Below are 12,789 nucleotides of genomic sequence, written 5' to 3'. Positions count from 1 at the left end.
CGGGGAGACTACGCGCGCTCCCGCGCGGGCGCGTCCCCGGCCGCCTCCCGGCGGGCGGCCGGCAGGGTGAGGACCATGGTCAGCCCGCCGCCGGGGGTGTCCTCCGCGGCCAGCGCCCCGCCCATCGACTCGGCGAAGCCGCGTGCCACCGCCAGTCCCAGACCGACGCCGACGCCGCGCGGGGCGTCCCCGAGCCGCTGGAACGGCTCGAACATCCGCTCCTTGGTCGCTTCGGGAACCCCCGGCCCGCGGTCGACCACACGCAGCTCCACCCGGTCGCCGAGCGCGCTGGCGGAGACCCGCACCGGGGCGGGGGCCGGGCTGTACTTGACGGCGTTCTCCACGACGTTGGCGACCACGCGCTCCAGCAGTCCCGGGTCGGCGGCGACCATCGGCAGCGACTCCGGCACGTCCAGCACGACCCGCCCCGCCTGATCCTGCGGCACCCCGCCGAGCGCCCTCGGCACCACCTCGTCGAGGTCGACCTCCCGGATCAGGGGGGTGACGGTGCCGGTGTGCAGCCGGGACATGTCGAGGAGGTTGCCGACCAGCTGGTCCAGCCGGTCGGCGCCGTCCTCGATGGAGGCCAGCAGCTCCGCCTGGTCCTCCTCGGACCACTCGACGTCCTCCGACCGCAGCGAGGAGACGGACGCCTTGATGCCGGCGAGCGGGGTGCGCAGGTCGTGGCTGACGGCGGCGAGCAGCGCGGTGCGGATCCGGTTGCCCTCGGCGAGTTCCCGGGCCCGTTCGGCCTCCCGCCGCAGCCGCTGGTGCTCCAGGGCGACGGCGGCCTGCGCGCCGAACGCGGCCAGCACCCGGCGGTCCTCGGCGGGCAGCACCCGGCCGGACAGGGCGAGCGCCATCCGGTCGCCGACCGGTACGTCCACGTCGGCGTCCTCCGGCCGGGCCACCACCGGCCCCGGTCCCACACTGCCCGCGCAGGTCCAGCGGACGTTCCCGTCATCGCGTTCCAGCAGGGCCGCGGACTCCAGGGAGAAGGTCTCGCGGACGCGCTCCAGCAGCGCCTGCAGGCCGGTTCCGCCGCGCAGCAGGCTGCCCGCGAGGTAGGAGAGGATCTCCGCCTCGGCGCGCAGCCGCACGGCCTGCTGGGTGCGCCGGGCCGCCAGGTCGACGGCGGAGGCGACGGAGACGGCGACCGCCACGAACACCACCAGGGCGAGCACGTTGCGCGGCTCGGAGATGCTGAGGGTGCCGGCGGGCGGCGTGAAGAACCAGTTGAGCAGCAGGGTGCCGACCGTCGCGGAGGCCAGCGCGGGCAGCAGCCCGCCCAGCAGGGCGGCGGCGACGGTCAGGCCGAGGAACAGCAGCATCTCGTTGGCCAGGCCGATGTGGCCGCCCACGCCCACCCCCAGGAGCAGCAGGGTGAGCAGCACCGGGCCGGCCACGCCGGTCACCCAGCCGGCCACCGTCCGGGACCGGCCGAGGCGGCTGCCGCGGGCCATCGGCAGGCCGCGGCCCTTGCCCGCCTCGGCGTGGGTGACCAGGTGGACGTCGATGTCGGGCCCCGAGTCGCGGGCGACGGTCGCGCTGACACCGGGGCCGAGGACGTACTGCCAGGCCTTGCGGCGGGAGACGCCCAGCACGATCTGGGTGGCGTTGACGCCGCGGGCGAACTCCAGGAGCGCGGTGGGGACGTCCTCGCCGACGACGTGGTGGAAGGTGCCGCCGAGTTCCTCCACCAGGGTCCGCTGGAGGGCGAGTTCCCTGGGCGGGGCGGGCGGCAGGCCGTCGCGGCTGGCGATGTGCACGGCCAGCACCTCGCCGCCGGCGCCCTTCTCCGCGAGCCGGGCGGCCCGGCGCATCAGCGTGCGGCCCTCCGGCCCGCCGGTGAGACCGACCACGATCCGTTCGCGGGACCCCCAGACGGCGGAGACCCGGTGCTCGTTGCGGTAGCGCGTCAGGTACTCGTCGACCCGGTCGGCGACCCACAGCAGCGCCAGTTCGCGCAGCGCGGTGAGGTTGCCGAGGCGGAAGTAGTGGGAGACCTGGGCGTCGATGCGGTCCGGCGGGTACACGTTGCCGTGCGCCAGGCGACGGCGCAGCGCGGGCGGCGACATGTCGACCAGCTCGATCTGGTCGGCGCGACGGACCATCTCGTCCGGCACGGTCTCCGGCTCCCGCACGCCGGTGATCGACTCGACGAGGTCGCCGAGCGACTCCAGGTGCTGGATGTCGACGGTGGTGATCACCTCGATCCCGGCGTCGAGGAGCGCGGCCACGTCCTGCCAGCGCTTGGCGTGCCGCCCGCCGGGAGCGTTGGTGTGCGCCAGGTCGTCCACCAGGGCGACGGCCGGCGCGCGGCGCACCACGGCGGGCACGTCGACCTCCCCGTCGGCCCGGCGCGCCACCGCCTCCAGCCCTTCCAGCCGCCGCGCGGTGCGGGGGCGGTCACGGGGCTCCACGGCGGCGATCACGCAGTCCGTGCCGCGCTCGACCCGGCGGTGCGCCTCGTCGAGCATCGCGCAGGTCTTGCCCACGCCGGGTGCGGCGCCCAGGTAGATGCGGAGGCTTCCGCGCGTGGGGGTCATGGGGCTCGTACCTCGGCATTCCGGTGTCGTCCTGCGGCGCTGGGCCTCCCCCTGCGACCTCTGCGATTGTCCGGCACGACGGCCCCGGGGTGTCGCCCGGGTGCGCCGCGCCCGGTACCCGGACGCCTCGAACCCGGCCGCGGGCCGCGCGCGGGCGTGCCGTGGGCGCCGGTGCGCCGGCGGCGGACGGCGGACGGCGGACACATGGACGCGGGGGACGCATGGACAGCGGACAGCAGACAGCAGACAGCAGACAGCAGACGGCGGACGCGTGGACGCGTGGACGCGTGGACAGGCACAGGAAGCCCCCGGCGGCACGGGCGATCCCGGTCGTGGGCCCGTCCACCAGGAGCCTCGTCGCGTGCGCGGGTCACCCGGCACACGCGCCGGCCCGTCGGGCACGCGGTCGGCGAGGGCGGTGCGGCTCACCGCCCGACGACGGCGCGCACGGCCGTCGCCGGTCTCACACCGCCTGGTAGGTCCGCCGGGCGAACCATGCGGCGAGGCGCGGGGCGAGGACAGGGGCGAGGCGGACCAGGCGGTCGCAGTTCCTGGCGTCCCCGCCGACCAGGATGCGCGCCCGGTTCGCCTCCACGCCGTCCACGACGGTCCGTGCCGCACGCTCCGGGGCCATGCGCAGCAGCTTCCTCTCGAACGCCTCGCTGCGCCGGATCTCCTCGGGACTCATCTCCCGCCCTTCGCGCCGGCGGCGTTCCCGCTCGTTGCGCTTGATGCCGGTGCGCACTCCACCCGGGTGCACCACCGACACCCGCACCGGATGCCCGGCCACCAGCAGTTCGGCGCGCAGCGCCTCGGTGAACCCCCGGACCCCGAACTTCGCCGCGCAGTACCCTCCCGCGCCGGGCAGGGCCAGCAGGCCGTTGAGGCTGGAGACGTTGACGACGTGCCCGTCGCCGGAGGCGATCAGGTGGGGCAGGAACGCCTTGGTCCCGTGGATGACCCCGAACAGGTCGACCCTCAGGACCCGGTCGAAGTCCGCCCACTCGGACTCCAGCACCGAGCTGCCGGGGGAGGCGACACCGGCGTTGTTGTAGACCTGGTGCACCGCGCCGAAACGCTCCGCCACCTCGGCCGCGAGGGTCTCCACCGCTGCCCGGTCCCCGACGTCGACACGCGAGGCGTACACCTCGGCTCCCCCGGCCTTCACCCGGTCGGCGGTCTCGCCCAGGCCCAGCTCGTCGATGTCGCAGAGGGCGAGCCGCGCCCCGCGGTCCGCCAGGCACAGGGCCAGCTCCCTCCCGATGCCGGAACCCGCCCCGGTCACCACGGCGACCTTGCCCCGGACCTTGCTCATGCGCGCCTCCTGACGCCCGTACCGCTCGACGGCTTCGGCGCGAAGCTATCGGACATCAGGAACATACCCGGCGGGCGACACGGGCGGGCCGCCCGGGCAGGCTCCGCGCCGGCCGGGCGGCGGGGTGTCCCCGGCGGCCCGGGTCAGGCCCTGCGGGCCACCCCCGCGTACGTGGAGCTGACGCCGTCGCCCTGGCCCGGGACCGGTTCGCCCAGCTCGGGCCGCCACCGCTCGGCGAGGACCACGCCCGGCTCCACCAGTTCGAGGCCGTCGAAGAACCGGGTGAACCGGTCGCGGCCGCGCGGGCTGACGTCGTAGCCCCGGGCTCCGGCCGCGCCGGTCGCCTCCCTGACCTCCTCCTCGGAGTGGAAGTCGGTGGTGAAGTGGGACATCACCAGGTGGCTCCCGGGCGTCAATGCCTCCTTGACCCGCTCAACCAGCCGGTCCGCGCCGTCCTCGTCGCTGACGAAGTGGAGCAGCGCGATCAGCGAGACGGCGACCGGACGGCCGAAGTCCAGCACCTTCGCGGCCCGTTCGAGGACGACGTCGATCTCGCGGGCGTCCGCGTGCAGGAACTCGACGGTCCCCTCGGGCGTGCCGCGCAGCAGTGCGCCGGCGTGCGCCAGGACGGTCGGGTCGTTGTCGCAGTAGACCACCCGGGCGTCGGGCGCCGCCTCCTGGGCGATCTGGTGCAGGTTGGGCTCGGTCGGTATGCCGGTGCCGATGTCGAGGAACTGCCGGACGCCCTGCCGCGCCAGCCAGCGGGTGGAGCGGTGCATGAAGCCGCGGTTCATCCTCGCCATCAGCGGCAGGCGCGGCTCGATCCGCAGCATCCGCCGGGCCAGTTCCTCGTCGGCCGGGTAGTTGTCCTTGCCGCCGAGCATCCAGTCGTACATCCGGGCGGGATGGGGCTTTCCGGTGTCGACGGCGGGGGTGCCGGCGGGCCCGGGGGTGCCGTCCGTGCTGTCCTTGCGGTCCGGTCCGGACATGGCGTACTCCCGTAGGTCGGCGGTGTCGCGTCAACTGGCGGGGATTGTAGGCGTGTTGGACGCCGCCGTGGACGTGTGGGACGTACTCCGCGGGCGGGCCGGCCGCATGCCCGCCTCCCGTGGCCGGTGATCCGGCGGGCCCGGCGGACGGACGCGGCCACCGAAAAGGGGAGGCGGCCGGCGCGGCCGGCGGGCGATCATCGGGGTTCCGTCGTGACGTCGTCAGGAAGGCCCCCGCCGTGTCCCCCGTGCCCCCGGAATCCCCCGCCGTGTCCCCCGCGCCTCTGGACTCCCCCGACCTGGTCCGCCTGCTCGCCGACGGGACCCGGGCCCGGGTCTTCGCCGCCGTCACGCTCGGGGCGCGCACCGCCGCCGAGGCCGCGGAGCGGTCGGGGCTGCGGCCGAAGGAGGCCGCGCAGGTCGTGCGGCGGCTGGTCGACGGCGGGGCGCTGGCGGAGGGCCCCGAAGGGCTCACGGTGGCGTACGACCGCCTCCGCGAGGCCGCCCGCCGCCCGGCGGCCCCGGCCGTGGACCACGGCACGGGGGACGCGGCGACCGAGGCCCTGCTGGAGACCTTCGTCCGGGGCGGCCGCCTGGTGCGGCTCCCGGCCCGCTGGGACCGCAAGCGGCAAGTGCTGCGGCACATCGCGGAGCGGTCGTTCGACTTCGGCGTCGCCTACCCGGAACGCGCCGTCAACGACCGCCTGGCCGCCTGGTGTTCGCAGGACGCCCCGGTGGACCACGTGACGCTCCGCCGCTACCTGGTCGACCTCGGCCACCTCGAGCGCCGGGACGGCGTCTACCGCCGCCCGGCCGGGACGTCCGTCACCGGCCTCGCGAGCTGAACCGGGCCCGCGCCGCCGGACGCGCCTCAGGACACGCCTCAGGACACGGGTGACGCGGGTGATGCGGGTGATTCCCGCCGTCCGGGTCGCCAGGGCCGCACCGGCCGCGGGACACGTCCGCGTCGTTCGCGGGTGCCTGCCGCGCCGTCACCCGTCGGACGCCGTGGAGGGCTCCGCGGGCCGGCACCGTCGGGCGGGCCGGGCGGGGAGAGGGGCCGTCGGCGACGGCGGTGGTCCGCCGGGTGACCGGCGGGTGACCTGCGGAGCGTGGGCGTCCGGTGCGGCCGGGGGGCGACTTCCGGCCATCCGCCGTCCGGCGCGGTGGTGGAAGTCGCCCGGGTCTGCATAATCGCCTGGCATGACGATCACGCGCGGAGGGCCACTGACGGAGATCGGCCCGGGGCTGTACGCACTGCTGCCGGGGCGGCCCGGCTGGGGCCTGGCCAACTGCGGGCTGCTGGTCGGCGAGGACTCCGCGCTGTGGATCGACAGTCCCTACGACCGGCGCCTCGCCGAGGCGTTCCTGGCGGCGAGCCGCGAGCGGCTGCCCTCGGGGGCGGACGTGGACCGGGTGGTCGTCACGCACGCCAACGGCGACCATCTCTGGGGCGCCTGCGTCCTGCCGGACGCGGAGATCGTGGCCACCGAGGAGGCCCGTACCCATCTGTGCCTGGAGCCCACGCCGGACCAACTGCGGGCGCTCGCCGGGTCGGTGAACCCTTCGACGCCGTGGGGCGCCTACGTGGGACGGCACTTCGGGGTCTTCGACTGGTCGGCCACCGAGGTCCCGCCGGTCACCGAGACGTTCACGGGCGAACTGGAGCTGACGGTGGGCGGGTTCCCGGTCCGTCTCGCCTCACTGCCGCCCGGGCACACGGCCGGCGACCTGTTCGTCCATCTGCCGGAGCAGGGGGTGGTGTTCACCGGCGACGTGGTGTTCGGCAGCACGGCCGCGACGCCGGGGGACCATCCGTCGCACTGGGCGGGCCCGCTGAGCAACCTGATCGGTTCCTGCGAGCGGTTCCTGGCCACCGGCGCCCGGACCTTCGTCCCCGGCCACGGGCCCGTGCTCGACGCCGCGGGGATCAAGGAGCACATCGGGTACCTCGAGTACGTCGCCGAACGCGCGCACGCCTTCCACGCGGCCGGGGTCCCCGCCGCGGAGGCCGCCCGTCGGGTGATCGCCGAGCGCAACTACCCCGAACTCGGCCTGCCCGAGCGGCTGGTGATCACGATCGGCAGCGAGTACCGCGCCCTGGACGGCGACGACCATCCCGGGATGCTGCCGGTCATGCGGCAGGTGGCCCAGCTGGCCTGGGACCTGGCGGGCGAGGGCCCCTGACCACCGCCCGTCGCCCGTCGCCCGACGGCCGACGGCCGACGGCCGACCGCACCGCCCCACGGTCCGCCCCCGTCCACGCCGGCAGCGGCGGGGACCGCTCCCGCACGGGAGGGTCCCCGCCGCCCCGGTCCGGGTGTCGACGGCATCATGACGGCCGGCATCAGACCGTGTCGAGGTCCCGTTCCCGCGTCTCCGGCAGGGCCAGGATGCAGACCAGCGACAGCAGGGCCATGGCGCTCATGAACCAGCCGCCGACCGACGGGCTGTACGTCTCCGCGAGGGCGGTGACGACCAGCGGGGCCACCGCGCCGCCGAGGACGCCGCCCAGGTTGTAGGAGAAGCCGGCGCCGGAGTAGCGCAGGCGCGTGGCGAAGAGTTCGGGCATGTACGCGCCTGCCGGGCCGTAGATGATGCCCATGCAGAGCAGCGCGCCGCTCAGGGCCACCGCGATCAGGACGTAGTTCCCGGTGTCCAGCAGGGGGAAGACGAGTGCTCCCCAGACCACACCGAAGGCGGCGCCCGCGATGATCAGTCTGCGGCGGCCGACCCGGTCGGACCACTTGGCCACCAGGTAGGTGGAGACGCCCAGCACGACGACCGCGACCAGGGTGAGCGCCAGCATGTCGTTCTTGGGGATGCCCAGGGTGCCGGTGGTGTAGGTCATGCAGTACGTGGCGGCCGTGTAGAACATCACGTAGACGACCGTGATCATGCCCGCCCCCAGCAGCATCTCCTTGGGGTGCTTGCGGAAGGCCTCGGCCAGCGGGGCCTTGGAGGTGCCGTGCCGCTCCATGGCCTTGGCGAAGGCCGGGGTCTCCGAGATCCGCAGCCGGATGACCAGGCCGACGGCGACCAGGACGAAGGAGAGCAGGAACGGGATGCGCCATCCCCAGCTCTCGAACATCTCGTCCGGCATCACGACGCCGAGCAGCAGGAACGTACAGGTCGCGGCGAAGTATCCGACGGGCGAGCCCAGTTGGGGCGCGGCGGCGTAGAGGCCGCGCTTCTTGCGGGGCGCGTGCTCGACGGCCAGCAGGGCTGCGCCGCCCCACTCGCCGCCGAGCCCCAGGCCCTGGATCAGGCGCAGCAGCACCAGCAGGACGGGGGCCATGATGCCGAGCGTGTCGTAGCCGGGGAGCAGACCTATGAGGCCGGTGGACAGGCCCATCATCAGCAGGGAGACCACCAGCACGGCCTTGCGGCCCACCCGGTCGCCGAAGTGGCCGAACACCGCCGCGCCGATGGGGCGGGCCGCGAAGCCGACGGCGAAGGTGGACAGCGTCGCCAAGGTGCCCGCCGTCTTGGACAGTTCGGGGAAGAAGGCCTCGTTGAGGACGAGCGCGGCGGCCGTTCCGTAGATGTAGTAGTCGTAGAACTCGATCGTGGTGCCGATGAAACTGGCGGTGGCGATCTTGCGCATGCCCTGGGGCGACTCGGCGGCGGCCGGGTCCGAGGAGGAGGGCGGGGCAGAGCTGTTCATGGGGCTGCTCCGGGAAAGTGGCTGAAGGACCCGGGTAGAAGTCCGGGCCGGAAGGCGAATCTAGGGCGGGGCCGCCCGGCCGGTTCTCGTCCTCCGGGACAGTGATCGCGGGCCCCCGCTGTCCGTCCGGACAATGCCCGCCGCCCGTTTCCTTCCCTCTCGGCCTCCGGGTTCCTCCCAGCCGTCCCCACGGCCGCCCTGCAGCCGTCACCCCCACGGCCGTCCTGCCCGCCGGACGGCCGGCGGACGGCCGCCGGTCGCCCGCCGGTCGACGCCGCCCCGCCTCAGAACGCCCGACCGCCGGCTTCGCCGTCGCGGGCCGGGAGCCGGAGCTGGAGCATGGCGGCGAGCCGGTGCTCGGGGTCGTCGAGGTCGAGCCCCGAGACCGCGGCCGCCTTGCGCACCCGGTAGCGCAGGGTGTTGGGGTGCACGTTGAGGGCCGCGGCCACCGGCCCCACGTCCCCGAAGGCGTCCAGGTACAGCCGCAGCGAACGGGCCAGCTCGGTGCCGTGTTCGGCGTCGTGGGCGACCAGGGTGGTGAGGCCGGGATGCCGGATGCCGCCCTGGGCCGCCATCAGGTCCACGGCCTCGCGGACCAGCATCGACGACACCAGCCCGCTGTAGGCGCCCACCGGCCGCCCCGGGTCGTCGGCCAGGATCCGCAGGCCCCGGTGGCCGCGGAGCTTGACCTCGGGGATCTCGTCCAGCCGGGCCGCGGTGCCCGCCACGCAGGCCTGGACCGGTGTCCGGGTGTGCTGCCGCAGCGCGGCCACCAGGTTCTCCGCCCAGCGGACCAGCGCTGGCTCGGCGGCCGTGGCGGCGGTGTCCTCGGGGCCGGCGGTCCCGGCCGGCTCCGGCAGCATCGCGTAGATCTGGCCGCAGGCCTGGGCGACCAGGGCGTCGCGGCGGTGCGCGGCCGCGTGCACCGAGACGACCACGGCGGCCTCGGCCAGCCGCGCGTCCCGCCAGGTGCCGTCCCCGCGGGCGGTGGCGTCCCGGAGGTCGAAGGCGACCACGGAGGCGCCGGACGCGGCGGGGATGCCCAGGTGTTCGGCGAGCGCCGTCGCGTTGAACCGCCCGGTGAGCAGACCGTGCGCCAGTTCCTCCCGGGAGCGCAGCCGGGCGCCGGAGTCGCCCCGGTAGTAGTGGTCGATCAGCTGCGTCCCGGCGATCCTGGCGGCGCCGCGCAGCGCGCCCTCGGTGTCCGGCGCGAGGGGGCGGCCGCCCTCCTGCACCCAGACCGTGCCGAGCGGCCGGGCCCCGGCGTTGATGCCGGCGACCATCCGCCGCCGGATGCCCTTCTCCGGCACGGCCGCGACCTCGACGACCTCCTCGCCCTTGCGGACCCGCTGGTACACGCCCCAGTCGCGGAGCATCGCCAGATACGGCTCCGGGCAGGTGCGGCCCAGGATGGAACGCCGCCGCAGCTCGTCGGCCTCCTCCCCGGGACCCGCGTAGGCGACCACCCGGTGCGCGGTGTCCTCGATGCTGACCAGGCCGTGGGTGAGGGTGGCGACGGTCTGCGCCAGCGCGTACAGGTCGCCCTGCTGTCCGGCGCCCCCGCGGATCAGCTCCCGCCGGGCCTCGGCCTCCACGGTGTCCCAGCGCACCCCGGCGGGCAGCCCCAGCACCGGCACTCCGGCCGCCGCCGCGGCGTCCCGCACGGCCGGGGTGACGCCGTCCCCGCCGACGCGTACGGCGACGCAGGCGGCGCCCGCCGCACCCGCCGCCGCGATCAGTTCCGGCGCCTCCTCGTCACGGACCCCGACCGCCAGCACCAGGACGCCCGGCATCCCCACCAGGGTGTCGCCCGGCTCCGCGATGACCACGTCGCTGATGCCGTCGTCGGTGGCGTCCGCCGCGGCCGCGCGTGTCAGCACCGCGCCCAGCGCCTCGGCGATCCGCTCCAGTGGTGTGCCCAGGGAGCCGCTCCCCGGCAGGTCGTGCTGCATGGCCGACAGCGTAGACAGGCCCCGTTCGCGGCCGTAAGGGCCGCCGTTGTGACGCGGGACACCCGGCTTCGCCCGGTGTGCCGCGGGGCCGCCCGGGTGTGTCGGTGGTGCCGGGGAGACTCGGGCCATGTCGCACAGACCTTCGCCGGTAAGCGCCGCCTGGACGCGCATCGACAACTGGCTCCGCACCTACGCACCCGGGTCGTACGAGAACCTCTCCCCGCCCGCGGACCCGGCGGCGGTGGAGGAGGCGCAGGCGGTGATGGGCCTGCGGTTCCCCGACGAGTTGCTGGAGTCGCTGGCGTGCCACGACGGCATGCGGTGGCAGGACAGCACCTTCCCGGTGCGCTCGCCGCGGTCCGTCGCCGCCATCGTCTCCTTCTGGCGGACGGCCATGGACATCCTGCGCCACGAGGCGGACGACCCGGAGGACGAGGCGCCCGGCGACGGCGCGGAGCCCTGGTGGCACCCGCTGTGGATCCCGTGGGCCCACGGCGACGGGGACGCGCAGATCATCGACATGCGCGAGGGACCGCACCAGGGGCGGTTGGGAGAGCGCCGGCATGACGACTGCGGCCACTTCGGCGGGGGGTGGCCCACGCTGGCCGCCTACCTCGAGGAGGTCGCGGACACGCTGGAGTCCGGGGGAACCGTCGGGAGCCTCGCGCCCTTCCTCGGCGAGGGCTACGTGGACGGCATGCCGGAACTGCACTGGGAGGTGCCGGACCCGGCGAAGAGGTCGCGCTTCTCGCGCGGCGGTGTGCCGGCCCCGGTGTCCCGGCCACCTCGCTGACAGCGACACGGTGTCCGCGTCGTGAGGCGGCGGCCGTGCACCCCCGGCCGCCGCACCGCACACCGCGGCGTGCGCACCGGGGCGTGCGCACCGCGGCACGCACGCCGCCGCCCGCCGCCCGCCGCCCGCCGCCCGCCGCCCGCCGCCCGGGACCTACCGGCCGCCCGCCACCCGCAGCACCGCTCCCGTCGTGTAGGAGGCGTCGTCCGACATCAGCCAGGCGACCGCGCCGGCGATCTCCTCCGGCTGCCCGGACCGGCCCATCGGCGTGGTCTCCCCCATCCACGCGGGCCGCTGCGGATCCTGGTGGAACTCGGTCCACACGGTGCCGGGAGCCACGCAGTTGACGCGGATCCCGTCCGCGGCGACCTCCTTGGCCAGGCCCACCGTCATCGTGTCCACCGCCGCCTTGGCCGCCGCGTAGTGGACGTACTCGCCGGGGCTGCCCAGGGTCGCCGCCGCGGAGGAGATGTTGACGATCGCGCCGCCCTCCCCCGCCGTCATGTCGCGGACCGCGCGCCGGGCGCAGATCAGGTAGCCGAGGACGTTGACCCCCAGCGCGTCCCGCATGCCCTCCGGGTCCGCGTCGGCGAGCCGGCCCACCGGTCCGCTGATCCCCGCGTTGTTCACCAGGCCGGTGACCGCGCCCAGCCGCTCGGCCGCGGTGTCGAACAGCCGGTCGACCGAGGCGGCGTCGGAGGTGTCGACCGCCACCGGCACCGCGCGGACCCCCAGGCCGGCGGCCTCGGCCGCCACGCGCTCGGCGGCGGCCGCGTCGGAGCGGTAGCCGACCACCAGGTCGTGGCCCCCGGCGGCGAGACGACGGCAGACCGCCGCTCCGATACCCCGGCTGCCCCCGGTGACGACGGTGATCCTGCGCTCAGTAGTCATACCGGCCATGATCGCAGTGCCGGGACGGCGCCCCACGCGCGCCGTTGATCACGACGGCCGGAAAAACCGCCGCCCGGCGCAGCCGGACGAGCTAGCCTGACGGGCCGTCACCGACGAAGGGATGTCACCCGTGCAGGTCAACATGGTGGGAACCGCGTACGCCGCGAAGGACCCGGCCCGTGCCGCGGCCTGGTTCGCCGAACACTTCGGGCTCCGGGTGAACATCGACCTCGGCTGGTACGTGAACACCCAGCACCCCGCTCACCCGCAGTTCAGCCTGGACTTCGTGCAGCGGGACCACGAGTCCTGGCCTGAGGCCACCCGCGGCCGGGAGGTCGTCGGCGCCCTGCTGGCCTTCCTGGTGGAGGACGTGGACGCGGAGTTCGCGCGGCTGAGCGGCACCGGGGCCGAGATCGTGCTGGACCTGGTGACCGAGCCGTGGGGGCAGCGGCGGTTCCAGGTGGCCGGGCCGGACGGGCTGCTGATCGAGGTGCTCCAGGCGGTCGCCCCGGACCCCGCGTGGCTCGAGGCGAACGGCCTGGGCTGAACCGGGGCCCGGGCGGGGCCGGGTGGGGCATGGGCAGGCCGCGCGGGGCCGGGTAGATTCTCCGGCGGCACGGCCTCCCGCCGCGC

Annotated in this window: 10 protein-coding genes; 4 read left to right on the top strand and 6 right to left on the bottom strand. The window is 75.3% G+C overall.

Going from position 1 to position 12,789, the window contains the following annotated elements; all coding sequences use genetic code 11:
- Positions 1-8 precede the first annotated feature (8 nt).
- The 3 genes from GBN72_RS00555 to GBN72_RS00545 all read right to left on the bottom strand — a co-directional run bounded on the left by GBN72_RS00555 (position 9) and on the right by GBN72_RS00545 (position 4,853).
- Positions 9-2,549 (bottom strand): sensor histidine kinase, encoded by a 2,541-nt coding sequence (locus GBN72_RS00555; RefSeq protein ID WP_151769617.1) that lies wholly within the window; start codon positions 2,547-2,549, stop codon positions 9-11.
- 463 nt (positions 2,550-3,012) lie between these two features.
- Positions 3,013-3,864: an SDR family NAD(P)-dependent oxidoreductase gene (locus tag GBN72_RS00550; RefSeq protein WP_151769616.1), complete on the bottom strand. Its 852-nt coding sequence runs from the start codon at positions 3,862-3,864 to the stop codon at positions 3,013-3,015.
- 143 nt (positions 3,865-4,007) lie between these two features.
- On the bottom strand, positions 4,008-4,853 hold the full coding sequence (locus GBN72_RS00545) for an SAM-dependent methyltransferase (protein WP_151769615.1): 846 nt from the start codon (positions 4,851-4,853) through the stop codon (positions 4,008-4,010).
- Between the two features lie 269 nt (positions 4,854-5,122).
- On the opposite strand from GBN72_RS00545, the gene GBN72_RS00540 reads away from it, so the two are divergent.
- Together GBN72_RS00540 and GBN72_RS00535 are read left to right on the top strand one after the other, a co-directional pair.
- Positions 5,123-5,698: a DUF2087 domain-containing protein gene (locus GBN72_RS00540; protein WP_246212187.1), complete on the top strand. Its 576-nt coding sequence runs from the start codon at positions 5,123-5,125 to the stop codon at positions 5,696-5,698.
- Between the two features lie 358 nt (positions 5,699-6,056).
- The gene (locus GBN72_RS00535; protein ID WP_151769614.1) at positions 6,057-7,040 is read left to right on the top strand and encodes an MBL fold metallo-hydrolase; all 984 of its coding nucleotides are present in this window, start codon (positions 6,057-6,059) and stop codon (positions 7,038-7,040) included.
- A gap of 160 nt (positions 7,041-7,200) precedes the next feature.
- Here the strand turns inward: GBN72_RS00535 and GBN72_RS00530 are convergent, their stop codons facing one another.
- Both GBN72_RS00530 and GBN72_RS00525 read right to left on the bottom strand, forming a co-directional pair.
- Entirely contained in the window at positions 7,201-8,520 is a 1,320-nt protein-coding gene (locus GBN72_RS00530; protein ID WP_218041999.1) for an MFS transporter, read from the bottom strand.
- Positions 8,521-8,804: 284 nt separating this feature from the next.
- Entirely contained in the window at positions 8,805-10,472 is a 1,668-nt protein-coding gene (locus GBN72_RS00525; RefSeq protein WP_151769613.1) for a PucR family transcriptional regulator, read from the bottom strand.
- Positions 10,473-10,599: 127 nt separating this feature from the next.
- Between GBN72_RS00525 and GBN72_RS00520 the strand changes: the two genes are divergently transcribed.
- Positions 10,600-11,265 carry an SMI1/KNR4 family protein gene (locus GBN72_RS00520; protein ID WP_151769612.1) on the top strand — a complete coding sequence of 222 codons (666 nt, stop codon included), beginning with the start codon at positions 10,600-10,602 and terminating at the stop codon, positions 11,263-11,265.
- A 153-nt stretch (positions 11,266-11,418) separates the two neighbouring features.
- On the opposite strand, the gene GBN72_RS00515 is transcribed toward GBN72_RS00520, so the two are convergent.
- Positions 11,419-12,156 (bottom strand): SDR family NAD(P)-dependent oxidoreductase, encoded by a 738-nt coding sequence (locus tag GBN72_RS00515; protein WP_439959720.1) that lies wholly within the window; start codon positions 12,154-12,156, stop codon positions 11,419-11,421.
- Positions 12,157-12,277: 121 nt separating this feature from the next.
- Here GBN72_RS00515 and GBN72_RS00510 point away from each other — a divergent pair, with 121 nt between their 5' ends.
- Positions 12,278-12,703 (top strand): VOC family protein, encoded by a 426-nt coding sequence (locus GBN72_RS00510; protein ID WP_151769610.1) that lies wholly within the window; start codon positions 12,278-12,280, stop codon positions 12,701-12,703.
- Positions 12,704-12,789: the final 86 nt, after the last annotated feature.

Source organism: Streptomyces abyssomicinicus (genome assembly GCF_008974245.1).
Lineage (GTDB): Bacteria > Actinomycetota > Actinomycetes > Streptomycetales > Streptomycetaceae > Streptomyces > Streptomyces abyssomicinicus.
This window is presented reverse-complemented; position numbering and strand designations above follow the sequence as displayed.